The sequence below is a fragment of the Bradyrhizobium canariense genome, from assembly GCF_018130465.1.
Classification (GTDB): Bacteria; Pseudomonadota; Alphaproteobacteria; order Rhizobiales; family Xanthobacteraceae; genus Bradyrhizobium; species Bradyrhizobium canariense_C.
Genome location: NZ_JAFCKJ010000019.1, coordinates 76717 through 100580, shown reverse-complemented (window position 1 = coordinate 100580; position 23864 = coordinate 76717). Strand labels below are relative to the sequence as shown.

General features: G+C 63.5%; 24 protein-coding genes and 2 pseudogenes. 10 read left to right on the top strand and 16 right to left on the bottom strand.

Annotated features, from left to right (window positions below):
• Positions 1-108: 108 nt before the first annotated feature.
• From JQ591_RS33430 to JQ591_RS35550, 3 genes and pseudogenes are all read right to left on the bottom strand, one after another.
• Positions 109-282 (bottom strand): hypothetical protein, encoded by a 174-nt coding sequence (locus tag JQ591_RS33430; RefSeq protein WP_211400223.1) that lies wholly within the window; start codon positions 280-282, stop codon positions 109-111.
• Between the two features lie 127 nt (positions 283-409).
• Positions 410-604: a hypothetical protein gene (locus JQ591_RS33425; RefSeq protein WP_211400222.1), complete on the bottom strand. Its 195-nt coding sequence runs from the start codon at positions 602-604 to the stop codon at positions 410-412.
• A 139-nt stretch (positions 605-743) separates the two neighbouring features.
• A pseudogene (locus JQ591_RS35550) lies at positions 744-883 on the bottom strand (NAD(P)-dependent oxidoreductase); the annotation flags it as partial.
• A gap of 152 nt (positions 884-1035) precedes the next feature.
• On the opposite strand from JQ591_RS35550, the gene JQ591_RS33420 reads away from it, so the two are divergent.
• The 4 genes from JQ591_RS33420 to JQ591_RS33405 all read left to right on the top strand — a co-directional run bounded on the left by JQ591_RS33420 (position 1036) and on the right by JQ591_RS33405 (position 5387).
• Positions 1036-1293 carry a DUF3606 domain-containing protein gene (locus tag JQ591_RS33420; protein WP_211400221.1) on the top strand — a complete coding sequence of 86 codons (258 nt, stop codon included), beginning with the start codon at positions 1036-1038 and terminating at the stop codon, positions 1291-1293.
• Between the two features lie 43 nt (positions 1294-1336).
• On the top strand, positions 1337-3574 hold the full coding sequence (gene glgX, locus JQ591_RS33415; RefSeq protein ID WP_211400220.1) for a glycogen debranching protein GlgX: 2238 nt from the start codon (positions 1337-1339) through the stop codon (positions 3572-3574).
• Between the two features lie 103 nt (positions 3575-3677).
• Complete coding sequence (locus JQ591_RS33410) at positions 3678-3971, top strand: hypothetical protein (protein WP_211400219.1); 294 nt, start codon at positions 3678-3680, stop codon at positions 3969-3971.
• Between the two features lie 144 nt (positions 3972-4115).
• Entirely contained in the window at positions 4116-5387 is a 1272-nt protein-coding gene (locus tag JQ591_RS33405; protein WP_211400218.1) for a DUF892 family protein, read from the top strand.
• A gap of 3 nt (positions 5388-5390) precedes the next feature.
• On the opposite strand, the gene JQ591_RS33400 is transcribed toward JQ591_RS33405, so the two are convergent.
• A complete protein-coding gene (locus JQ591_RS33400; protein WP_211400217.1) occupies positions 5391-8507 on the bottom strand; it encodes a DEAD/DEAH box helicase in 3117 nt (1038 codons plus the stop codon).
• Between JQ591_RS33400 and JQ591_RS33395 the strand changes: the two genes are divergently transcribed.
• A complete protein-coding gene (locus JQ591_RS33395; RefSeq protein WP_211400216.1) occupies positions 8506-8748 on the top strand; it encodes a hypothetical protein in 243 nt (80 codons plus the stop codon). The genes JQ591_RS33400 and JQ591_RS33395 overlap by 2 nt on opposite strands.
• Positions 8749-8865: 117 nt before the next feature.
• On the opposite strand, the gene JQ591_RS33390 is transcribed toward JQ591_RS33395, so the two are convergent.
• The gene (locus tag JQ591_RS33390) at positions 8866-9126 is read right to left on the bottom strand and encodes a hypothetical protein (RefSeq protein ID WP_211400215.1); all 261 of its coding nucleotides are present in this window, start codon (positions 9124-9126) and stop codon (positions 8866-8868) included.
• Between the two features lie 121 nt (positions 9127-9247).
• Here JQ591_RS33390 and JQ591_RS33385 point away from each other — a divergent pair, with 121 nt between their 5' ends.
• The gene (locus JQ591_RS33385; protein ID WP_211400214.1) at positions 9248-9979 is read left to right on the top strand and encodes a DUF3750 domain-containing protein; all 732 of its coding nucleotides are present in this window, start codon (positions 9248-9250) and stop codon (positions 9977-9979) included.
• Between the two features lie 394 nt (positions 9980-10373).
• Here the strand turns inward: JQ591_RS33385 and JQ591_RS33380 are convergent, their stop codons facing one another.
• From JQ591_RS33380 to JQ591_RS33335, 10 genes are all read right to left on the bottom strand, one after another.
• Positions 10374-10661: a DUF2934 domain-containing protein gene (locus JQ591_RS33380; protein ID WP_211400213.1), complete on the bottom strand. Its 288-nt coding sequence runs from the start codon at positions 10659-10661 to the stop codon at positions 10374-10376.
• Between the two features lie 103 nt (positions 10662-10764).
• Positions 10765-10926 (bottom strand): DUF2934 domain-containing protein, encoded by a 162-nt coding sequence (locus tag JQ591_RS33375; RefSeq protein ID WP_211400212.1) that lies wholly within the window; start codon positions 10924-10926, stop codon positions 10765-10767.
• 145 nt (positions 10927-11071) lie between these two features.
• Complete coding sequence (locus tag JQ591_RS33370) at positions 11072-11959, bottom strand: LysR family transcriptional regulator (protein ID WP_211400211.1); 888 nt, start codon at positions 11957-11959, stop codon at positions 11072-11074.
• A 154-nt stretch (positions 11960-12113) separates the two neighbouring features.
• Positions 12114-13835 (bottom strand): FAD-dependent oxidoreductase, encoded by a 1722-nt coding sequence (locus JQ591_RS33365; protein ID WP_211400210.1) that lies wholly within the window; start codon positions 13833-13835, stop codon positions 12114-12116.
• 29 nt (positions 13836-13864) lie between these two features.
• A complete protein-coding gene (locus JQ591_RS33360; RefSeq protein WP_211400209.1) occupies positions 13865-14683 on the bottom strand; it encodes a sugar phosphate isomerase/epimerase family protein in 819 nt (272 codons plus the stop codon).
• On the bottom strand, positions 14683-15339 hold the full coding sequence (locus JQ591_RS33355; RefSeq protein ID WP_211400208.1) for a hypothetical protein: 657 nt from the start codon (positions 15337-15339) through the stop codon (positions 14683-14685). The genes JQ591_RS33360 and JQ591_RS33355 overlap by 1 nt, the downstream gene beginning before the upstream one ends.
• A gap of 14 nt (positions 15340-15353) precedes the next feature.
• Positions 15354-15848 carry a type II 3-dehydroquinate dehydratase gene (locus JQ591_RS33350; RefSeq protein ID WP_211400207.1) on the bottom strand — a complete coding sequence of 165 codons (495 nt, stop codon included), beginning with the start codon at positions 15846-15848 and terminating at the stop codon, positions 15354-15356.
• 64 nt (positions 15849-15912) lie between these two features.
• Positions 15913-17193 (bottom strand): TRAP transporter large permease, encoded by a 1281-nt coding sequence (locus tag JQ591_RS33345; RefSeq protein WP_211400206.1) that lies wholly within the window; start codon positions 17191-17193, stop codon positions 15913-15915.
• A 58-nt stretch (positions 17194-17251) separates the two neighbouring features.
• Entirely contained in the window at positions 17252-17761 is a 510-nt protein-coding gene (locus tag JQ591_RS33340) for a TRAP transporter small permease (protein WP_106942116.1), read from the bottom strand.
• Positions 17762-17836: 75 nt separating this feature from the next.
• The gene (locus JQ591_RS33335; RefSeq protein ID WP_211400205.1) at positions 17837-18853 is read right to left on the bottom strand and encodes a TRAP transporter substrate-binding protein; all 1017 of its coding nucleotides are present in this window, start codon (positions 18851-18853) and stop codon (positions 17837-17839) included.
• A 227-nt stretch (positions 18854-19080) separates the two neighbouring features.
• Between JQ591_RS33335 and JQ591_RS33330 the strand changes: the two genes are divergently transcribed.
• Positions 19081-19740 (top strand): GntR family transcriptional regulator, encoded by a 660-nt coding sequence (locus JQ591_RS33330; protein WP_211400204.1) that lies wholly within the window; start codon positions 19081-19083, stop codon positions 19738-19740.
• A gap of 58 nt (positions 19741-19798) precedes the next feature.
• Complete coding sequence (locus JQ591_RS33325; protein ID WP_211400203.1) at positions 19799-20698, top strand: SMP-30/gluconolactonase/LRE family protein; 900 nt, start codon at positions 19799-19801, stop codon at positions 20696-20698.
• A 33-nt stretch (positions 20699-20731) separates the two neighbouring features.
• Here the strand turns inward: JQ591_RS33325 and JQ591_RS33320 are convergent.
• A pseudogene (locus JQ591_RS33320) lies at positions 20732-21352 on the bottom strand (SDR family NAD(P)-dependent oxidoreductase); the annotation flags it as partial.
• Here JQ591_RS33320 and JQ591_RS33315 point away from each other — a divergent pair.
• The gene (locus tag JQ591_RS33315; protein WP_349630425.1) at positions 21299-21778 is read left to right on the top strand and encodes a winged helix-turn-helix transcriptional regulator; all 480 of its coding nucleotides are present in this window, start codon (positions 21299-21301) and stop codon (positions 21776-21778) included. The pseudogene JQ591_RS33320 and the gene JQ591_RS33315 sit on opposite strands and share 54 nt — an antisense overlap.
• Before the next feature lie 676 nt (positions 21779-22454).
• Positions 22455-23864 carry an FAD/NAD(P)-binding protein gene (locus tag JQ591_RS33310; protein WP_211400202.1) on the top strand — a complete coding sequence of 470 codons (1410 nt, stop codon included), beginning with the start codon at positions 22455-22457 and terminating at the stop codon, positions 23862-23864.

The window sequence follows — 23864 nt, the reverse complement described above, 5'->3', positions numbered from 1 at the left end:
GGGACACTTCTGTTCGCGTGTGAACAGACCCAGCCAGGCCCTCGCATCGGGGCGAGGGTGACCTATCGGCGTGGCATCAACCACGTGGCATCAACCACCTAGCATCAATCAACCATCTGCGCAGCAATCGACCAACAGGTCCCAGATCCGCTGCACCTCACCCGTCTTGCGGATGTCGAGTCCCTTCTCCGCGCTGGACTGCGAATAGACCGCCACCGGACGTGCCTCGCGAGGCATGATCCACCGCTGCGAGATCGGGTCGTACCATTTTCCGATGATCATCTCAGTCCCGCCGATCGACTCACAGCTTTGATCTAAAGTGGAGCGCTACGGGCTTCGTCCGAATCCATTCGCCGCGCATCGCCCAATTCACCAATCGGCTTCTCGGACGATCGTTCCCGCCGCGGCGTCAGCCCGGCCGCGCCGGATGAAGCGTACGGGGATGCCGCTCGTGCAGCAGCCGCGCGAGCTCTTCCCGCTCCGACGCACGTCCCTTCATGGCGGCCTCGAACAGCGCTTCCTGGATGTCGCGAGGCATGTCGCCCCATACGTCCATGGCCGCTCGTCCGAGCAGGCCCGCAAGATGATCCGCTCCATCGCTCATTCGGCTCTCCTGATCTGGGTCACGGGAATGGAACAGCCGCGGCGGCGCGGCGTTCCAGTTCCATGATTGTGACAGGAGACATCGTTCATGGGTATCTTCACCAAGGACATCAGATCGATGGAAGACCTGCTGCTGCACGGGCTGGAATGAGCGGCGTCCAGATCGGACCCGGGGCGACCGCGTTGACTGAGCGAGCCCACCGGTAAAATTCTGGATGGCGCCCTTGGTCCTGACATAAGCCAGCGGGGTCGGCATGAAGGACCGCCTCGATCGCGTGTCCGCGCTGCTATGGCACATGGCCTTCAGCCGGACACAGTCGGCCAAGTCGTACGCAGCCATCTACAAATCTTCGATCTGGACGGGCAACTGCAAGGCAAGCAGGGAACGGAATCGCCTGAGGGACGGTTGCAGTTCTACACGGGAGTTTAGCCATGCGCCGCTCGAAGCCACAACCGATCCGCAACAAGCTCGATCTGGCCGACCGTACCCAGGTGCGCCTCGTCAGAAAGCGTCTCGGACTGTCCGACGCGGAGCTGACCAGCATCGTCGAGCGGATCGGCAACTCGATTGCAGCCATCAGCAAGGAGGCGGCGCCGCAAAGGGCAACCACGCTGCCCAAGCCGGACGATGTGCTTCCTGCCGCCGTGATCGCTTCGGCCGCCGTCGGCGAGCAGGCACCCCCGAAATAACGGCGATTGCACCAACTTCTTGAAGGGCTGTTCGGGGGCGACGATGGATCAATCGGTACATTCAGACGACGCCCTGACGCGGGCGGCCTCGAGTCTGCGCCGCTCCCGGATCACCGAGGGCAAGCCGTTTCCGCTCGGCGCCAGCTGGGACGGGCTCGGCGTCAATTTCGCGCTGTTTTCGGCCCATGCCACCAAGGTCGAACTCTGCCTGTTCGACGACAGCGGCGAGACCGAACTGGAGCGGATCGAGCTCCCCGAATATACCGACGAAGTCTGGCACGGCTATTTGCCCTCGGCCCGTCCCGGCACCGTCTACGGCTACCGCGTCCATGGCCCTTACGAACCCGACGCGGGGCATCGCTTCAATCCCTACAAGCTCGTGCTCGATCCCTACGCCAAGCAGCTGGTCGGCCGGTTGCGCTGGGGACCGGAGCTGTTCGGCTACCAGCTCGACCATGCCGACAAGGATCTCTCCTACGACGAACGCGACAGCGCGCCCTTGATGCAGAAATGCCGCGTCATCGACCCGGCCTTCACCTGGGGCGCCTCGCGCAAGCCGGAAGTCCCGTGGGAGCGGACGATCGTCTACGAGATGCACGTCAAGGGTTTTACCCAGCTGCATCCGCTGGTGCCTGACGCAGACCGCGGCACGTTCTCAGGGCTAGCGCATTCAGAGGTTCCGGCCTATTTGCGATCGCTCGGCATCACCAGTGCAGAGCTGTTGCCGATCCATGCCTTCGTCGACGACAGCTATCTGGTCGAGAAAGGCTTACGCAATTACTGGGGCTACAACTCCCTCGCCTTCTTCGCGCCGGAGCCGCGTTACCTCAAGACGCCGCTCGCGAACGAATTCAAAGCCATGGTCAACCAGTTCCACGCCCATGGCATCGAGGTCATCCTCGACGTCGTCTACAATCACACCGCGGAAGGAAACGAGCTCGGCCCGACCCTGTCGTTCAAGGGCATCGACAACGCCAGCTATTACCGCCTGCTGCCGGACCAGCAGCGCTACTACATCAACGACACCGGCACCGGGAACACGGTGAACCTGTCGCACCCGCGCGTGCTTCAACTGGTCGCGGATTCCCTGCGCTACTGGGCGACCGAGATGCGGGTCGACGGCTTCCGCTTCGACCTCGCCACCATTCTGGCACGGGAGCCCTATGGCTTCGACGAAGGCGGCGGCTTCCTCGATGCCTGCCGCCAGGACCCCGTGCTCTCCAGCGTCAAGCTGATCGCCGAGCCCTGGGACATCGGTCCGGGCGGCTATCAGGTCGGTCAGTTTCCGCCGGGATGGGCGGAGTGGAACGACAAGTTCAGGGACACCGTGCGCGCCTTCTGGAAGGGCGACGAGGGATCGATCGCGGACTTCGCCAAGCGCGTGTCGGGATCCGGCGATCTCTTCAACAAGCGGGGACGCCGGCCATGGGCCAGCGTCAACTTCGTCACCGCCCATGACGGTTTCAATCTCAATGATCTCGTCTCGTACAACGACAAGCACAACGAAGCCAATGGCGAGGACAATCGCGACGGCCATAGCAGCAATCACTCCTGGAACTGCGGCGTCGAGGGACCGACGGACGATCCGGAAATCACGGCGCTGCGCGAGCGCCAGAAGCGCAATCTGCTGGCGACCGTGCTGTTGTCCCACGGCACGCCCATGCTGCTTGCCGGCGACGAATTCGGACACACCCAGGACGGCAACAACAACGCGTACGCCCAGGACAACGAGACCACATGGCTCGCCTGGATGGGCATCACCGCGAACGGCCGCAGCCTTCGCGAATTCACGCGCAAGCTGATCGCCACGCGCAAGGCATTTCCGATTCTCTACCGCAGCCGCTTCCTGGTCGGCTCCCACAACGAAGAGCTGGACGTGAAGGACGTGACGTGGCTCGCGCCGTCCGGAGAGGAAATGACGACGGAGCAGTGGCAGGACGGCAACGCCAAATGTTTCGCTTTGCTGCTCGACGGTCGCGCCCAGGAGACCGGGATCAAGCGCCGCGGCTCGGACGCAACCATGCTGCTGGTCTACAACGCCCACCACGACGTCGTCAATTTCACCTTGCCCGCCGTCGCCGAGGGACGCAGCTGGCTCGGGTTGATCGACACCAATCAACCGGAGGGGCAGATGCCCGCGTTCGACCTCGGGCACGTTTATGCGATGACCGGGCGGTCCCTCGTGGTGTTCGGTCTCGCCACCGAGACGATCGCCACGCGCCGCCTGCGACAAGGCCTCGGAGCGCTGCTGGACGTCGTGGAGGCGCCGCTGCCGGGATAGTTTGTCATGATGCGGTGAGCCGACCTTCGAGTTGACGACAACAAGGAACGCACGCAGGTCGCCGGCGTTCGATCAGATGGGGCATCAGCCGGAGAACACCAAGATGAAGTTCACAGGTGCCGTTATCCTCGTCGCGCTCGCGCTGCCCACAGCAGCCTGGGCGCAGTCCAGCAAGCCTGACGTTTCGTCCGCGCCGAGCGCGCAGAATTCGGGAGCCGGCATTGCCGGACAGCCCGGCAACAAGAACGGTCCGGCCGCCAAGCCCGGTGAAACCGTCGGATCGAGTACAACGAACTCCACGGGCAACACCGCCGTGCAATCGCAAGACCCGGCGCATATTCAGGGCGCACCGGGCAGCAAGAGCGGGCCGGCCGCCAAGCGTCCGGACCAACGCTGAACGAACACGCTTACAATCCTGCCGGTCGACATCGAACGATCTGCGCCTGACATCACCGGTGCAGATCGTCTCGATAGGAACGAACGCTGAAGCCGTCGGTTCGGAAGATATCTTCTCCTGTCCTTCCAACCCGAGAGTCCTCTCATGTATCACCACGTCAAGAAGCTGATGTTCACCGTTCGCGTCGACGAGCCGGATCCCCGCTTTGGCAACATGCTGCTGGAACAGTTCGGCGGCGCCAATGGCGAGCTCGCAGCCGCCATGCAGTATTCGATACAGGGGCTGAACTGCGAGGATCCCGACCGCAAGGACCTCCTGATGGACATCGGCACCGAAGAGCTCAGCCATCTGGAAGTAGTCGGCACGCTGGCGCGGATGCATCTCAAGCCGTCGAAGTTCGACCGCCAGGCGGCCGAAGCCGATCCCCTCATCGCGATCGCGGGCGGCGGCGGGGTCAATCTCTTCAACTCCCAGGGAAATGCCTGGACCGCCGATTATCTGAAGATCACCGGCGAGCTCGACGTCGATCTGCGCAGCAACATCGCGGCAGAGGCGCGCGCCAAGATCGTCTACGAGCGGCTGATCAATTTCTGCGATGACGCCGGCAGCAAGGACGCGCTGCAATTCCTGATGACTCGCGAGATCACACACATGAAGGCGTTCGCACTCGCGCTCGAGAGCATGGGCAAGCCAGCGTTCAGCATCGGCCGCATCGCGCCGACGCCCGGCCTGGTGGACCAGTTCTTCAACGATTCCACCGGCGCCGGCGACCATGGCGAGATCGACACGCGCGGGCCGTGGAACGAGGGCGGCGACTGGGTCTTCACGGACTCACCGGCGATCCAGGCCGGCGAGCCCGGCCCGGCCACGGCCATCGTCACGGAGAGCTCGCCACCGGCGGACGAATCCGGCCTCGGCGATCTGCTCATCAACGAGCTGCGCGATATCCTGCATGCCGAGAAACAGTTGACCAAGGCGCTTCCCAAGATGGCGGAGGCTGCCCGTTTCGATCAGCTGCGCGAGCTGTTCGAGCAGCACCTCGCGGAGACGGAAGCCCAGGTCGAGCGCATCAACGAGTGCTTCGAAATGCTCGGCAAGTCCGCCCGCGCCAAGCCCTGCAAGGGCATGATGGGCCTCGTCGAGGAAGGCCAGGACATCATGGCCGAGGGCGAGAACAAGGAGGACGCGGCGGCGGACCTCGCCTTGATCGGCGCGGCGCAGCGCGTCGAGCATTACGAGATCGCGGGCTATACCACAGCGCGCAACCTCGCCCAGCAGCTTCGGCACAGTGCCATCGTCAGCCTGTTGTCGAAATCGCTGGCCGAGGAGGAGAACGCCGATCAGCTCCTCAACCAGGTGGCCCGCTCGCTGATGTCGGTGGCGAAAATGCCGGCGGCGGTCGAGCAGACCGAGTGATCCCTAGGCGTCCAGCAGGTCGAGGAACTCCTCGACCCGGCTGAACGGATCATCGTTGCGGCGGCCGGCGTGAACGACGCGGTCGCCGTCGCGCTGCAGCGATCGTGCCTCGGACTTCCCCCTCGATTTCCGCAGCCGCCCCGGCAGGAACGTCGCGGCGACGGCCTCGGGTCCGACATCGAGCCTGACGATGCCGCGCCGCTTGCAATCGATCCGGAGCCTGGCGGATGCGAAGAAGTCGCGAGCCTCCGGCGGCAGCCTGCCGAAACGACGCGAGATTTCCTCTTCCAAATCTTCCAGATCGTCGTCGCTTCGACACCTGGCAGCGCGCCCATAGATCTCGAGCCGGACCGCCTCGGATTGCACGTAGCCTTCCGGCAGCATGTCGGCCAGCGGCATATTGAGATCGGGGACCCACAGATCGGTGCCGGTGTCGCTGGTGCGCTCGGAGGCCAGCTTCAGAAGGTGACTATAGAGCACGGGTCCGAACACCTGGACGTGGCCGGACTGCAGTTCCGAGAACAGATCGCCCGCGCCCCTGAGGTCGAGGTCGCGCTCGCTGATCGCAAAGCCGGCGCCCGGCTTGCTGAACTCCTCCAGCACCGCCAGACGCTTCTCGGACTGCTCCGAGGTCGTTTCCGTCAGCAAATGAGCAAACGCGCGCGTGCCGCCGCGTCCCACCCGTCCTCTGAGCTGATGGAGCTGCGCAAGTCCGAACTTTTCGGGCCAGCACACCACGATGGTGTTCGCGCGCGGAATATCGAGACCGCTTTCCACGATATTGGTCGCCAACAGCACGTCCGCCTCGCCATCGACGAAACTCATCATCCGGTCGTCGATCTCCTCGACGGGCAATCGGCCGTGAAGACAGACAATGCGCAGCTCCGGCGCCACCGATTGCACACGGGCCAGCATCGGCTCCAGATCCTGGATGCGCGGACAGATCAGGAAGCTCTGCCCGTGCCGCCTGCGCTCGCGGAGCAGCGCCGCGGCAATGGCAGCCTCCGACAACGGCGCGATCCTGGTCACGATGGGAAGGCGATGAACCGGCGGCGAGGCGATCACGCTGAGATCCCTGAAGCCGGCAAGACCCGCCGCGAGCGTGCGCGGGATCGGCGTGGCGCTCATCCAGAGCGAATGAGCACCTTTGGCGAGACCTGAAAGCTTTGCCTTCTCCGCCGCCCCGAAATGCTGCTCTTCGTCGATGATGACGAGGCCAAGGTCGGCGAACTTCACGTCCTTTGCCGCAAGAGCCTGCGTGCCGACCACGACTTTCAGCGTGCCGCGCCGCAGCCCCTCCTTGGTCTCTCGCGTCTCCGGGCCCGAACTGGCCCGCGACAGGCTTCCCACCTCGATCCCGAGGGGGCCGAACCGTTTGCGGAAGGTTTCGACATGCTGCCGGGTCAGCACGGTCGTCGGCGCCGCGATCGCCACCTGCTTGCCCGACAGAGCCACTGCGGCCGCCGCCCGCAGCGCGACCTCGGTCTTGCCGAATCCGACGTCGCCGCAGATCACCCTGTCCATGGGATGGCCCGACGCCAGATCGTCGAGGACGTCCTGAATCGCCTTGGCCTGGTCGCTCGTCGTGAAATAGGGGAAACGCGCGACGAATTTTTCATAATTCGCCCCCGGCGGCACCAATTTGGGTGCACGGCGGCGGCGGCGCTGGCTGATGTGTTTGGCGAGCGCCTTGGCGGCGACCTGGATTTCCGCTTCCGCCGCGGTGCGCCGCGCCCACCAGCTGCTGCCGTCCGCCTTGTCCAGCGTCAGCTTGCCGGGCTCGCCGGCATAGGGCCAGATCACCGCAAGATCGGCCGGCGGAACGAGCACGGCATTGTCGCCCGCAAAGGCGAGCCTGACCATCTCGCGCCGTGATCCCCGCCCCATGTCGAGGGTCTGCAAGCCGTCGAGCACGGCGAGCCCGCGTTGCAGATGGACGATGGCGGCGCCCTTTTCCGGCACGTCAGGATGATCGAAAGCCGGATTCCAGGCGCGCGCCATGGGCTGAGGATGATGGGCCCGGCTGCCGAGCACGTCGGACGCGGTCACGACGACAAGCGGTTTTCGGCCGACGCCAATGAACCCTGCGTCGAAATCAGCCAGCAGCGCGCCTTCGCGGCTCCGTGCCTTCGTCACCTCGCTCCAATCGGCCAGGCGCTCCGTCTTGATGCCGCTCATGCGCTCCATCGCACGAAGGTCGTCCTCGACGGCCGCGACGAACAGCAGCCGCGATCCGCCGCGCTGCATGTCGGCGACGAAGGCGCGAAGCGCCTTGCGCGGCGATGCCAGCTTCGAGAACTCCGGCGTCGAGATGAAGGCGGCCTTGCGCGGCAGCACGCTGATGCGCTTCTTCAGCTGCTTCCAGTCCGCCTGCCCCAGATACTCGCGCTCCGCATCCCTGCGGCCCGCGGCTTCCTCGATCGTGCCCATCCAGCTATCGGCGTGGGCCGACACCCCGGCATCCACGATCCATCGCGCGCGACCGCAATAATCCGGCAGCGTCGCCCGCTGTCCGCGCGTAGCTCCCAGCCCGATCCGCTCGGACATGGGATCGACGATCAATTCCGCGGTCTCGTAGACGACCTCGTGCTCGATCGGATCGACGGCGACGATCTTGCGGATCGTTTCGCCGGAATGCTCGATCCGGAATGGAGCAAGCGCGCCGGCGGGAAACACTTCGAACGTCTTGCCGTGGAACAGGACGCCGCCCGGATACTCCGCCTCTTCGTCGAGATCGTAGCCGAGAGCTTCCAGCCGCGTCTTCAGCTCGGGCCCGGAATAGGGCGCGCCCACCTTCAGCGTGAGGCTCGACCGCGACCAGCTCGCCGGCAGCGGCAGCCGTTCCATGATGGCTTCCGCGGTCGACACCAGGAAGACGGGCTTCTTTGCCTTGGCGAGGCGTCGCAGCACCGCGCTGCGCCGGCCCGCGATCTCGCGGGATGGCTCGAGGCCGTCGAACGGCAGCGTGTTCAGGCGCGGAAACACCAGCACCTCGACCGAAGGATCGAGGGCGTGGATCACGCCGCCCAGCCGCTCCGCCCTGCTCTCGTCGTCGCAGAGGAAGACGAGGCCGTCGCGGCCGGACTTCTCCCACTGCTCGAGCAGATGCAGCGCCAGCATGCCGAGCGGCGACGAGGAGGCAACCGCGGAACGCGAGGCGCTCTTGTTCGGGCGCTTGCTTGTCGAGCTTGTGCTTTTCGAGCCGCTGCTTTTTGAGCTCTTGCTTTTTGAGCTCTTGCTTTTTGTCTTTATCGCGCCGGTCGTGGCCCGGGCTTTTTTGGTGGGCGCCAATTTGTATCCAACTTTGTTTCGCAAATGGAGGCGAGCGACGACGAGCCCTCCCATCGAGCTCGATCGATAACGCACCTCGGGCCTGAGCGCCCAATGACGTCATTACAATTTTGCAATTGCGTTGAAAAGCAGAGACACAGGGCGAAGGCAAGCGGCCTGTGCGGGCGGAAGGCCAGCGGGCAGGAGGCTATTGCAGGACCTTCGGCAGCACCACGACCACGTCGACGCTCTGCGCCAGAATCTGCGTCGCGACCACGGCGAGCTGGTGCGAGAACTCGTCCTCGATCTCGGCCGCGCGGTCTTCGTCGCAGGCGATGGCAAACAGCAGATTGCCGTCGATTTCGTCGAACCGGATGCCGGCGAAGAGGCGATCGAAGATCTCGGCGCCCGCGATGTACGCGATTCGCGCCTGGATGGCCTGGTCCTCGACGAGTGACAACTTTCTCATGAACGCAACATATGGCCGCACCACCCGAATGCAAGAGCAGGAGCGCGCTGGCGCGGCGTGCCTTGCGAACTATATTGGTGGCATCGTCCCGCCTGCCCCCCGTTTGCCCTTGAGGAAATTCTTGATTCTGTTCCTGCTGCTGATCTTCCTGCCGATCGGCGTGTCGGCCGGCCGCTATTATTTGCGCGGCGACGGCCGCGGCAATTGGCAGACGGCGGATCGCTCCAGCGCCGGCCTGCTGCCGCCCGCATCCGCCAATCCGGACGCGCTGATCCGCGTGTTCGCCGCGCGCACCGTGCGCTGGCGCAGCATTTTTGCCGTCCACACCTGGATCGTCGTCAAGGAGAAGGGCGCCGCCACCTACAGCCGATACGACTACACGGCCTGGGGCGACCCGATTCGCAGCAACGGCTTTGCCCCCGACGGCCGCTGGTTCGGCGCCCTTCCGGAAACGGTCGTCGCGGTCGACGGCGCGCGGGCCGAAGCGCTGATTCCGAAGATCCGTGACGTCATCGAGAATTACAGGTTCCGCGCCTATGGCGACTACAGCGCCTGGCCGGGACCGAATTCCAACACTTTTGTGCAGGCGGCGCTGGACGCCGTTCCCGAGCTGCGCGCGGTGCTGCCGCCGACCGCGATCGGCAAGGACTTTCCCTACAGCGGACGCTGGGCCGGCATCACGGCGTCCGGCACCGGCCTCTACGCCTCGCTGTCGGGCTATCTCGGCATGACCATCGGCTGGGTCGAAGGGATCGAGATCAATTTCCTCGGCGCGGTGCTCGGCCTCGACATCCGCCGCCCGGCGCTGAAGCTGCCAGGCATCGGCCGCCTGGGTCTCGCCGCCGGCGCGTAGGGCAATGACGGAGCAAGGGGCAGCACCGCCATCCTCCAATGCACATTTCAATTCGCGGACACAGCCTCGCATCCTCGCGGCGCGTTTCGCCCGAGCTTTGCTTCGTCGCTTCACCCTCCGAGCCCAAGAGGGCGCAGCGAAGGCCGGGTGCCGGCTCGCACCCGAATGTGTGCTTCAGATCACAGCAGAATGAAGCGCCTTCGCGTAGAATGATCTTGCATGGCCGCAAACAAGGTAACGGCGGTACGCTCGAGGCTGGAGAGACCACCAACAGCTACGGACTTCCGAAGCCGTCAGGGTGAAGAACTCGGCGGCTTTTTCTCTGTCCAGGGAAACGCGCCGCCGAAGCCGACCACTTGTTCGCTGCCGATCTGGTTACCAGCAGCGACGGATTCTATCGTTTCTCCGAGGAGTCCGGGAGCCCCCTCTGTTCGCGTTCGTCTTCGATCTGCCGTTCCGCTTCGAGCCAAAACTCCACTTCGCGATCGACCGGGCGACCGGCCTGCTCCCATATCTCGTACGCACGCGCTCGCACTTTGCCACGCCGCATCATGCGAAGGAGCTTTTGCTTCAGCTCCTCGGCGAAGTTCCTGAATCGCTGGACGGTGGTTTCGTCTTTGACCAGCGCAGCCGCTCGCGTTGCGAGTTCAATCTGGTGCTCTATCTTTTGCCGCTCGTCCACCGCACACACCGCCGTAGGGACGGGCCTGCGTCGCAGCCCGTGCTGCTCAGAACCTCAATTCCTTCTGGAAGGCTCTGTTCCGCCTGGTGCCACCTCTTGTCGGTCACAGCGTATCCGGCGTCCGCAGGGTGTTCGACTTGTCCTCGTTGCGCAATTCTTGCTCGGCCGCGTGCCAGAATTCTTCCTCGCGGCCTTCCGGCTTGCCGGCTCGCTCCCACAATCGGTGCGCGCGCTCTCTGATGTCGTGCTCGGTCGGCTCAGGCATTGCGTCTCCTGCGAAGAGACACGGCCCCACCTGGGGGGTATGGGGGGCTTGGAGGCGGGGCCGTGCGGACCAGCAATCGGCGGCGACGCTGGCCCGCTGAGTCAAGCCTCGATGGTGCGCAAGAGTTCCTAGCCCGAAGCTGCGATCACTCCAGCTCGAACGAAGCCCTCGCCGCCTTCACCGACGCCGCGATGAAACGGTGCACTTCCTGGACGCGGCGCGTTCCGTGGGTGTCGGGATGTGACGTCAGCCAGTAATTTCGGACGAAGCGGACGTCGGGCAGCAGGCGGCGCAGTTCGGGGTAACGGCTGGCCGCGTAGTCGTGCAAAATGCCGATGCCGTGTCCGGCGCGGACCGCTTCGATCTGGGCAACGATGCTGCCGCATTCGTAACGGCGGGACGTCAGCCGGCCGAGGACAGCGGCATAGTCGAGCGCCCGGCTGTAGGCGAAATCCTCGATATGCGTCACGAACAGACGACCGGCCAGATCGGCATGAGCCTTGATCGGGCCCTCGCGCTTGAGATAGCGCTCCGAAGCGTAGGCGCTCAGCGTGTAGTCGGTCAGCTTGGACAGGATGAGCCGGCCCTGCTTCGGCCGGTCCAGCGTGATCGCGATATCCGCCTCGCGGCGCGACAGCGAGAACGTGCGCGGCAGCGGCACCAGTTGAATGACCAGTCCCGGATGGCGCGCTGCCAATGCGCCGAGATGCTCGGCCAGGAAATAATTGCCAAGTCCGTCCGGTGCGCCGACCCGCACCGTGCCGGTGACGGCGTCCGCACTGCCGCCGATGCTGGCGCCGACCTTGAGAAACTCGCTTTCCGCACGCTCCGCCGCCTGGACCAGCGCCTCGCCCGCGGCGGTCAGCGTGCAGCCGGTCGTGTGCCGCTCGAGCAGCGTCGCCTTCAGGCTCTTTTCCAGCGCGGTCAGCTGACGCGCGACCGTGGTGTGGTTCAATCGCAGATTCTTCGATGCCTTGAGGATCTGCCCCGCCCGCGCAACCTCCAGGAATATCCGCACCCGCTCCCAATCCATCGACGACCTTCTTTGATTGCTTTCCTTGACGACGACGAGAACTACACTTTCTGCACAATGGAGCCACTATCCTGCCCGTCGAATGCGTTTCTATGAACTTTGGATCTCACGAGATCAAGGCGGGATCCTCCCATGACCAGGATGCCCCGAGAACTCAGTTGCCTGCGTCTTGCACTGACGCGCTCGCGGCATGCATCGCCGCGCACCATCCGAATGCCATCGCAGGTCCGATCATCGTGCCGGGCCCCGGATAAGTGCCTCGAAAGATCGAGGATGAATCGGTACCGACGGCGTAGAGTCCGGGTATGACCGTCCCACGGCGAGACAAGACCCGGGCGGTTGAATCCGTGCACAAGCCGGCACTGCTGGCGAGATCCGTCGGCCATACCGCGACAGCATAGTATGGTCCGGGACCGATCCGCCGCAGGCACGGGTTTGGCTTGGTCAGGGGATCACCATTGAACCGGTTCAATTCGCTTGAACCGCGGCCGAACTCTTCGTCCACGCCGCTCTCGGCGTAGCGATTGTATCGCTCGACCGTTTGAGCAAGCTCACCGCCATCGACGCCGATTTTTTCGGCCAGTGCTTCGACCGTCTCGCCCGCTACCAGATATTTGGCCTTCAGAAATTTGCCCAAATCCCTCGTCCCGGGATGAACGAGACCGATGCCATAGACCCTGATAAAGGCGCGATCGCAAATCAGGAAAGCCGGCGTAGCCAACACGGAAGACGAATTCGAGCGCAACATCGCTTCCACGAAGTCGTGATAGGAGTCGGCTTCATTCACGAAACGGCGGCCCGACTTGTTCACCGCTAGAAGTCCCGGCTTGGCACGATCCAGCATGATGTGCGGGAATACCGAGACGTAACCGTCCGCTTGCGTCATGACCGAGCTTGGCATCCACAGAGCGGGGCTGTCGAGATCGCGCTCGATGACCGCGTCGACGTGTTCGGCGGCGAGCATTCCGTCCCCGGTAATGGACGCAGGCGCCAGTGAAAATCGTCGCGCGGCCTCCGGAAAAAACCTTTCGCGAAGTTCGCGGCTCCAGCCGATGCCTCCCGTTGCCAACACCACGCCTTTGCGGGCACGTATCGCCAATGCTCCCGAAGGTGATGAGAGAACGGCCCCAACGATTGCGTCGCCGTTGCGGATCAGCTCGCTGAGCTCGGTCTCATATCTCAGATGGACGCCGGAACGGCGGAGACTGTCGAACAGCCTCGCGACGAGAGCGTTGCCCATGATCAGACGCGTTCCGCGCCTGTAGCGGAGCCGATCGAGCAAATGCCGACCTAGAAGACCCACGACATGCCTGAAGTTCGTCCAATTGCGGAATGGCGCCAACAGCGCCGGGATATCCGCCTTTCCGACCATCATGCCGCCGAGCACCATGAACTCTCGCCGCGGGGGCCTGATGCGATCGAAGTCTTTGCCAAGCTTGCGGCCGTCGAACGGAACGGCGCCGAGAGCGCGGCCGCCGATCGCTGCCCCGGGAAGATTCTTGTAGTCGGGGTGTACCGGTGGGGCTGCAAACCGTACGCCCGTCCTCTGATCGAGATAGTCGAGCATGAGCGGACCCGCCTCGAGAAATACATCCAGGCGCGCGTCCGCGGCGTGTTCGCCGAGCAATGCTGCAAGATAGATCCGCGCCGCCTCGGTCGAGTCCGGCGTCCCTGCAAGCCGTCCCTGCCGATTGCCCGGAATCCAGACGGTGCCGGCTGACGTCGCGGTCGTGCCGCCAACCGTGTCCGACTTCTCGCAAAGGATCACGTCGAGCCCCTCAAGGGCAGCCACCAGCGATGTCGTCATGCCGGCGGCACCCGCCCCGACGACCAGGAGATCGGTCTCGACGTCCCAGCAGCGATCGGCTTGCGACATCCCGAACTACCCTTCCGTCCCGAAATTCTTCACCTCTGGCTGCGCGCCCGCTCCACGACGGCTTGGCCTGCCGCCAGCGCCCGGCGTGCTCGCGATACGACATCGACGCTCCTGGCCAGTTGAACGGTCGGAACCTCGATGCTGATCGTGAGATCATTCGGCATCGCGCTTGCAAGCGCCATCAGGTCTATTCCGCCCTCGCCCGGAAACATCCGCTCCTCGCGAGCCGCATGGATGAGCTGCTCCGTGGTCGCCGGGCGTTCGGCCGGGCCGTCGCAGAGTTGCCAGTAATGCAAGCGTTGCGCCGGGACGGCGCGGAGGTCCGCAAGCGAGCTCTGCGACCGATCGAAATGCAGCGCATCGACCAGAATGCCGGCACCGGGACGATCGACGTCGCCGACGATCCGCAGCGCGGTCTTCAGGTCCGGAACGCTCGTCCAGGGCATGAATTCGAGATCGGAGGTCAGGCCATAGTCTGCTGCCGCTTCACAAAATTGCCGGTAGCGATCCGAAAACCGCGCCAGATCCGGATCGTAGGCCGCGACGAGGATGTGTTTGGCGCCGAGGCGCGCGCCCACCTCGAAGAAGGGCGTAAACGAGGCAATCTCGGTTTCCGGTCTGAACGCAACGACCTCGAGATCGGCGACGGTCACCCCCGTCAACTCCAACCGCCGGAGCGTCTCCCGCAGCAGCGGCGCATCGTCCATCAGGCGATAGGCAACACCGCCAGGCGTGGCGGGCAGCAGCCTGAGCCCGACCTTTTCGTAGCCGCAGTGCGCCGCCAATTCGATCATCTCGGGCGGCGCAAGCTCGAGCACGGTCAACGCGGCGAGCGAGAACGTTGCCATCAGCCGAAATCCGCGATACGGGCGTCGAGCGCAAACATGCCCCGATAGACTTCCGGCTCGCTCGCCCGGCCGAGGACGTCAGGCGCAAGCTCGCTCGCCCGCTGCAAGGCAGCCTGCAACGACGCGACGTCGAGCGCCTCGATCAGAAAAAGCCCCGCGAAAGAGCCCTCGTTCTTCCGCATGCCCTTCTCAGTCGTCGGCACCGATGTCCGCGCCTCGTCGGTCGCGCCGATCTGCACGGCGGCAACCCCGTCGCACGCAACGAGCGCCTGGGCCAGACCTTGGGGATCTTTCGGCAGCGCCTCGATCCGGAGCGCCACGATCGATGCGCCCTCGCCCCGCCCTGCCCGCGCGATCATGGCACCTCCGCCCCGGATGAAATTGCCGAGCTTCGGCATGATGCGCTGTGACCACGGCGTCGGTGCGTTGAGGCGCGCCAGATAAGCCTCGCCGTCGAGGACCTCCGGTGTTTCCAGCTCATACAGAATGAAGAAGCGGTCGATGTCGTCCCTTGCCGCGCGGAATACGCGCGATGCCAGGAAGCCCTTCGTCGTCACGCGCTCGGTCGTGTGCTCGCGCGTCAACCAGTGCCGGTAGTCGGTCAGGTCGTGAGCCTCGACGTCGCTCCAGATGGCGAGAAATCCCGTGCCGCGCATCCCGCCCTCCATGCTTACGCCTTGCCGCCGGCTGCAAGCCCGCGCAGAGCCGGTGCAATGGTCTCAGGCAATTGCCCTAGCCGTTGGACGGCCGCGAGCATCGCGGCGAGATAGCCATATGGACCCAGACCGCAAATGACCGCCGTGCAGGCACTCGACGTGATCGAGTGGCGGTGCAGCTCGTCCCGCGCGTGGATGTTCGAGATATGCACCTCGATCTTCACACCCTCGAAAATCTTCAGCGCATCGATCAGCGCGATCGAGGTGAATGAATAGGCCGCGGGATTCATGATGATGGCGTCCGCGTTGCCATGGGCGGACTGGATCAGGCTGACGAGTTCGCCCTCCATGTTCGTTTGATGGAACGACATCGAAACTCCGAGCTGATCGGCCAGCGCCTGGCAGCTCGCCTGGATCTGCTCGAGCGTCGTCGAGCCGTAGATGTGGGGCTCGCGAATGCCGAGGAAATTGAGATTGGGTCCGTTGAGGATCATGATCCTTGCGGCCATTACGCCCTCCTTATCCTGAATTGACGATCTTTCCGAGAACCGCTTCGCGCTTCCGGATCATGCTCTAGCCGGCAAACCATTTGGCGGGGACGGTGACGAGCCCCGGGAACAGAACCATCAGGAACAGGACCACGAGTTGTGCAATCAAGAAGGGCCAGACGCCCTTGATGATGTCCTCCATGCTGATCCTGGAGACACCGCAGACCACATTCAGCACGATGCCAACCGGCGGCGTGATCAGGCCGATCGCGTTGTTGATGATGAAGAGGACGCCAAAGTAAACGGGATCGATGCCCGCCGCCTTGACGATCGGCATCAGGATCGGCGTGAGGATGAGGATGGTCGGCGTCATGTCGAGGGCCGTTCCCACGATCACCACCACGACCATGATCGCCAGCATCAGGAGCGTGTTGTTGCCCATGAAAGGCTTCAGCAGGGTGACGATCTGTGCCGAGATCTCGGACACGGTGATGAGCCAGGACGACACCAGCGCCGCTGCCACGAGGAACATCACGATGCTCGTCGTCAGGGCCGAGGAGACGAATACCTCATAAAGCTGCGACAGCTTCAATTCCCGATAGATGCAGGTCGCGACGAACAGCGAATAGACGGCGACGACCACTGCGGCTTCCGTCGGCGTGAAGATGCCGAAGCGCAGGCCGACCACGATGATGACCGGCAGCATCAGCGCCCAGAAGCCGTCGACCACCGCTTTCACCATTTCCGAGAGCGATGCTCTTGGCGGGGGCGTCAGGTTCTCCTGGCGCACCACCCACCACCAGGCCAGGCAGAGCCCTGCCCCGAGCAGCAGCCCGGGGACGATCCCGGCCAGAAACAGCTTGGAGATCGACACGCCCGCGGCGACACCGAAGATGACGAACCCGATGCTGGGCGGAATGACAGGCGCGATGATGCCGCCGGCCGCCACCAGACCCGCCGCATAGGACTTCTTGTGGCCGGCCGCCACCATCATCGGCACCAGCAGGGCAGCCAACGCCGCGGCATCGGCGGCCGCAGAGCCCGAGAGCGACGCAAGGATGCAGGACGCGAGGATCGTGACGTAACCCAGTCCGCCGCGAAAATGTCCGACTGCGACGAGTGCAACGTTGACGATTCGCTTGGCCAGACCGCCCTTGTTCATGACCTCGCCGGCGAGCATGAAGAAGGGAATGGCCATCAGCGGAAAGCTGTCCGCGCCGTTGATGACGTTCTGCGCCACGATCTGGGCGTCGAACATGTCGATCGTGCTCATCAGGGCCACGCCGCAGACGATCAGTGCAAAGGCGATCGGCATGCCTAGCGCCATGGCGCCGAGCAGCGAGAAGGTGAAGACGGCAATCGTCATGGCGTGATCCCGGTGGACTGCTGGATGTGGACGCCGCCTAGCACGGTTCGATGAGACATCAGTGCTCTTCCGATTCCTTGACGGCCACCATGTCGGATTCGCTCGCCTGTCCAGTGAGCACGCGGACGAGGTCGTAGAGAAGGATGACTGCGGCAGACGCGCCGAAGATCACGCCGACCGCGTAAAAGATGGCCATCGAGAGACCGGTCGCCGGAGCGCGATCGTCAATGTTGATGATGGTCTGGCGCCAGCTTCCCGACAGCAGCAGCCAGTCGGCAAACAGCATCAGGCAATAGTTGATAACGAAGCATATGCGCTTGCCAGAGGCCGGCAGCATCCGGACGAGGCTGTCGACGCCAAGATGGGCGTGCTCGCGAAGCGCGACGATTGCGCCCAGGAAGGTCAACCAGACCAGCAGCCAGCGCGACAACTCTTCGGAAATCGTGATTCCGGAGTTGAAGCCGTAACGCAGGACGACATTGCCGAAGACCAGGACCACCATGACCGCGAGGCACGCGGCAATGACGGCCTTCAGGAAGGTGCAATAAAGGTCGAGAACTCGCGCCATGCGTGACGTCCGGGCAAATGAGGGGCGGAGCCGGCTACTGGCCGGCTCCGCCTCCTGCGTGACAGCAGAAGTCGACTACTTCACGTCCTTGCGGATGCGCTCGACCTCTTCGTTGAAGAGCTTCACCGTCTCGGGACGAAGGCTGGCCGACGTCTTGTCCGCGACCGGCTGCGCTGCCTTCCGCATGCGCTCCGTTTCTTCGGGAGCGATCGCGTTGTACTGCATGCCCTTGGCCTGCAGCTCCGTCAGAGCCTTTTCGGTCTGAAGGCGGGTCTGCTCCTTCTGATAGCCGCGGCTTTCTTCATAGGCTTCGCGCATCAGGCCCTGCTCGGTCGGCGACAGCTTGTCCCAGAAGGCCTTGCTCACCAGGATGATGTTCAGGGTGAAAGTGTGATTGGTGGCGGAAACGTACTTCTGCACTTCGTAGAATTTGTTCGAGAGAATGACCGTGTAGGGATTCTCCTGGCCGTCGACGGTGCGGGTCTCGAGCGCCGAATACAGCTCACCGAAAGCCATCGGGACCGGATTTGCCTTAAAGGCACTGAAGCTTTCGAGATAGACCGGATTCGGAATCACACGAAGCTTGAGGCCGCTGAAGTCCTCAAGCTTGGTGATCGGGCGGGTGCTGTTCGTGACGTTGCGGAAGCCCAGGCCCCAATATCCGAGGCCAATCAGCCCCTTCGACGGCAGCGTATCCATCATCGCCTTGCCGAATTTGCCGGTCGCGAGAGCATCGGCCTGCTCGGTCGTGTTGAACAGGAACGGGAAATCGATCAGACCGAATTCCGGAACGACGGTGGCAAGTGACGTCGTGGAGGCCGACAGCATTTCCTGCGTGCCGCCGCGCAGCGCCGATTGCTGCTGCAGTTCGTTGCCGAGTTGCGAGGCCGCGAACTCGCGAATCTTCATCTTGCCCCCGCTCTTCGCCAGCAGGATCTCCGCAAATTTCTGCACCCCCGCGCTGACGGGATGATCGGTGTTGTTCAGATGTCCCCACCTGATCGTCCGCTCCTGAATCTCCTGAGCGGATGCGCCAAACGTCAGTGCCACGCAGATCGCCGTCGCAGACAGCGCCCGTACCAACAAGCTCATTTTTACCTCCCTGTTCGATCGGGGCACGACGGCGGCTTTGGCCATTCTTTTCTGCACCCTCAGTCCAATCAAAAAACATAACTATATTTCTCGGTCAAATGATAAATCACAATTCATATGAGATTTTCGAATATCTACGATCATCGGTATCTGCTATATTGCTGGTAACATTGATGGTTCGGCCGCCCGTCACAGGGTGTTGCGCGCATTTTGCGGGATCGGAGAGCATGACGTCACTCGAGGGGCGCCCCTTGTCGGCGGGCGACAGCGGTTATCAGCGGATTCGATCCGACATCATTTTCGGCGTGCTGACGCCCTCCGTGCGGCTCAAGCTCGATGCAATGAAGGAAGACTACGGCGTCAGCATCTCCACGCTGCGCGAGATCCTCAATCGTCTGACGTCCGAGGGTTTTGTGGTTGCCGAAGGTCAGCGTGGCTTCGAAGTGGCGCCGATATCCATCCAGAACCTGCGCGAGCTCGCCGGTCTGCGTATCCTGCTGGAGCATCATGCGATGGCCGAGTCATTCCGCGCCGGCGACGTGGAGTGGGAAGGCCGCGTGGTGTCGGCGCATCACAAGCTGGCGGCGACCGAACGCACCGTCCTCAGCGAAGGCGACGATCCCGAGCTGCGCAAACGCTACGACGGCGAATTCCACCAGGCGCTCATCTCGAGTTGCGGTTCGCGCGAGCTGATGCAGACCCACGCGGTCGTGTTCGACAAATATTTCCGCTATGCGCTGCGCTACCGCGGCGCGGAGACGATCAATCAGCACAAGGCGCTGCTGGAATGTGCCCTCAAGCGCGATATCAAAAGTGCCAGAGCCGTACTCACCGATCACATCAACGGCTGCGTCGCGCACGCCCTCGCCTCCTGGAACGAGGGCTGATCGCCCGCAGCCTGACGTCTTTCGGAAACAACGTTCGTGGCCGGAATCGGATCTTGAGATGACGCCCGACATGATCCCCGCGCATCGGGTCGAGACGGCCGTGGCCACGGCCGACATCCTCGGCGAGACGCCGTTGTGGTGCGACCGCTCCCGCAAGCTGTGGTGGGTCGACATCGACCGGCGGCTGCATCAATCCTTCGATCCGGCGACCGGCGCTCATCAGGTCTTTCCCTACGCGTGCAACTTCCTCGGCAGTCAGGCCTTGACGACGGATGGCTCCCACCTGCTCGCGCAGGATCTGCGCCTTTATCGCCGCTCGTCCGGCGATGGTGCTGCAAGCCAGCTCTGTGAGGTCGAAAGCGGCCCCGACAACCGCCTTAACGACGGGCGCGTCGACGCGCGGGGCCGGCTATGGATCGGCACCATGGACAACCAGCTGCATCGGCCGAACGGGTCGTTGTATCGCGTGGACGCGGACGGCCGGACGGCGCACATGTTCGGCGATGTCATCGTGACGAATGGGCTAGCGTTCTCACCCGACAATCGCACGCTCTATTTCACGGATACGAGGCGATACCGCACTTGGCAGTTCGACTTCGATCTCGATGACGGCGTAATCCGCAACAGACGGCTGTTCGCGGACTACAGCGCCTCCGGGGAGAGGCCTGACGGCGCGTGTATCGACGTCGCCGGCGGACTGTGGACCGCATTCTTCTCCGGCGGCCGGGTGATACGCTATCGACCGGACGGCCGGATCGACACCGTCATTCCAGTGCCCGCGACCAATCCGACCTGCGTGTGCTTCGGAGGAGCCGATCTGAAGACCCTGTTCGTGACGACGGCGAGAAAGTTTCTGGATCGCGGCCAATTGAGCCTCGAACCCCAGGCGGGTCATGTTCTGGCCATTGATGGGATTGCACAGGGGCTTCCAGAACACCGCTTCGGCAATTCATTCTGAACTGTTGCAAACGGCCGATCGTGAGCGGCTCCGCTACCATTTCTCGCCGAAGGGACGAATCTCCAGCTCGAAGGTCCAGGCACTCCTGGGCTGCTGATAGAGCAGCCAGTAGGATTCCGCGACCGACGATGGCGGCATCAGGAGGTCGGGATCATCCAGCGCGTTCGGACCCAGCGCCTCGATCCGCCGCTGCCGTACCCATTCCGTGTCGACGCCGGAATCGATGATCAGATGCGCCACGTGGATGTTCTTCGGGCCCAATTCGCGCGCCGCGGCTTGCGCGACCGCCCGCAGGCCGAACTTGGCGCTGGCAAAGGCCGCATAGCCGCTCCCGCCGCGCAAGCTCGCCGTCGCACCGGTGAAGAAGATATTGCCCTGGCCGCGGGGCAGCATCAGGCGCGCGGCCTCGCGGCCGGCGAGAAAGCCGGAATAGCAAGCCATTTCCCAGACCTTGCGGAACACCCGCTCGGTCGTGTCCAGAATCGGAAAGTTGACGTTGGCGCCGACGTTGAAGATGCAGACCTCGAGCGGGGCGTGCTTGTCGGCGTCGCCGAGAAACGAGATGACCTGGTCTTCCTTGCGCGCGTCGAGTGTGCGCGCGTGAATTTCGCCGCCGGCGTTCTCGATCTCCTTGACGAGCGGCGTGAATGCTTCCTGCGCACACGCCGTTTCGAGGGGTTTCAGTCTTCGCTCGGAATCACGCGCCACCTGCTCGCCGAACGGCTGAAGAAGCTGGTCCGGCAGGGCATGCTGCGTCGTATCCCCTATCAGGACTCGTCCAAGCGGCACGAATACATCCTCACCCAGAAGGGACTTGATCTCTATCCGATCATGATGGCGATCGTGCACTGGGGCGACACTCATATGGTCGACGTGCGCGGGCGACCTTTGCTGCATCAACACCGCAAATGCGGCAAGGACTTCAATCCGGTCATGGTTTGCTCCGAATGCGGCGAACCGCTTTCGGCCAGGGAGGTTCATACCCACCCCGGCCCCGGAGCTCGACGCACCCCGGCATCAGCGGCGCCAGAGAAGACAAAGGCGAAGGCGAAGGCAAAGGCCCGCCGCAGTGCCGCGTGAGGTCAATCGCTCCAAATCGTATCGAAGGCCCTGAAAGATACGGCCAATGTAGGCGCTGTCATTCTCGCCATTCCCGGGATAATCCGAGTCGTCCGCTATCTGCCAGGAAACTGCGACCCACCTCATCGCGGGCGGCCTTTTGGCGTTACTTTCACGCGAGGATCAGTTGCGGCGGCTGCGCCGCGATCCCGGGCTCATTCCAAGCTGCGTTGAAGAATGCCTTCGCTACGTATCGCCAGTTCAGATGACCAAACCGCGTTTCCTCGCCCGCGACATGGAATGGATGGGCAGACAGTTCAAGCGCGGCGACATGTTTGCCGCGCTTCTGGCGGCCGGAGCGAACGCATATCTTTTGCCACCCAATACGCCTGTTGGCAGATTCAACGTCCGCCGCGGTTGCGCTTGGCACTCTCTTCCTGACTCTCGTTTCAAACCGAGATGGGCTAAATTGGGCTAGCGTCGGGATAGCAGAGGCAACTCGACAACCCTCAAGGCCGGCTCACACAATACGGAACTTCGCGTCCGGCAAACGAAAGTACGCGATACGCTTCGTGGAAAGTGACCGCTTCGGATAGGCTCCCAATGGCATGAATTTCTCATCTGAAGATCAACGCATTTGCGCGTCAACGGTAGGCTTGCGCCATTGCAGTCGATCACCGGCGCATGAGGCTGCCGCATGAACGCTCCCGCATGGCAACACGCGATCATCATCGGCGGGGGCGCCAGCGGCGTTCTGCTGGCCTATCAACTGCTGAAGGACCCCGCCTCGGACCTTAGTGTGACCCTGATTGAGCGGCGGCCCGAGATCGGACGCGGTGTCGCCTATCACACCGGCAATCCCGAGCACCTCTTGAATGTGCGGGTTGGGAATATGAGCGCACTGCCGGACGAGCCCGAACATTTTTGGAGGTGGCTTTGTACACGCCCCGACGGTCCAATGTGCCCGGATCCCTATTGCTTCGTGCCGCGTCAGATCTATGGCGACTATCTCGCAGGCCTCATCGAGTCCCTGACGTCGAACGGCGGAGCGGCGCGCCTGGCCGTCGTGCAAGGCGAATGCGTCTCGGTCCAGGAAGGTCCTGCCGGCGTTGCGGCCACGTTGGACGACGGCCGGCGGTTCACTGGCGATTTGGCGATCTGCGCCACCGGCCATGATGCCGCGGCCGTCAACTTTCACTGTCAGGTCGATCCCTGGACTTCGCTGTCCGCGGTCGGTGTCGACAGGCTCGCGACGGTGCTGATCCTCGGTTCCGGCCTCACTATGGCCGACTATGTCCTCTCCCTGCTCCGCAACGGACATCAAGGGCCGATTGTCGCGCTGTCGCGCCGCGGCCTGCTGGCGAAGGGCCATCGACGGGTCGATTCCTTGCGGATTGAGGAGCGCGAGATTCCGTTCGGGGCCAGCATCACCGTTCTGTTGCGCTGGTTCCGTCAACGCGCGGAAGCGCATATTGCAGGTGGGGGTGATTGGCGTAGCGTGATCGATGGACTGAGGCCCTTCACGCAGCGGCTGTGGCTTCAGCTTCCAGACGCCTCCAAACGACGCTTTCTGGAGCACGCCCGCGCCTGGTGGGATGTTCACCGCCATCGCATGGCGCCGGAAGTGGAGCATCGCCTCGGAGAGGCGATTGCTGCACGGCGCGTCGTCGTGATCCCGGGCAAGCTCTCCGCGGTCACCCCGAACGAGCGAGAGGCCCTGGTTCGCTTTCGCAGACGCGGCTGCACCGAGCTGTCGGAGCTTCGGGTCGGCGCGATCGTCGATTGCACCGGTCTCGTCAAGGATCCCGCCACGTCCAGCAACCCGGCCGTGCGCAGCCTGCTGGAGCAGGGGCTCGCGCGCGTCGATCCCTTACATATCGGCATCGAAATCGGCACGGACTGCGCCATCGTCGCTCGCAACGGATCTTCCTCGCAACGGCTGTTCGCGATCGGGCCGCTGACGCGGGCGGCCTTCTGGGAGATCATCGCAATTCCCGACATCCGCAACCAATGCGCCGAACTCGCAGCACGCCTGATTGAACGCTCCGGGCAAACCGGTCAACGACGGGACGCCCAGGCAAGCAATCTCAGGGATCGTGCTGTATGA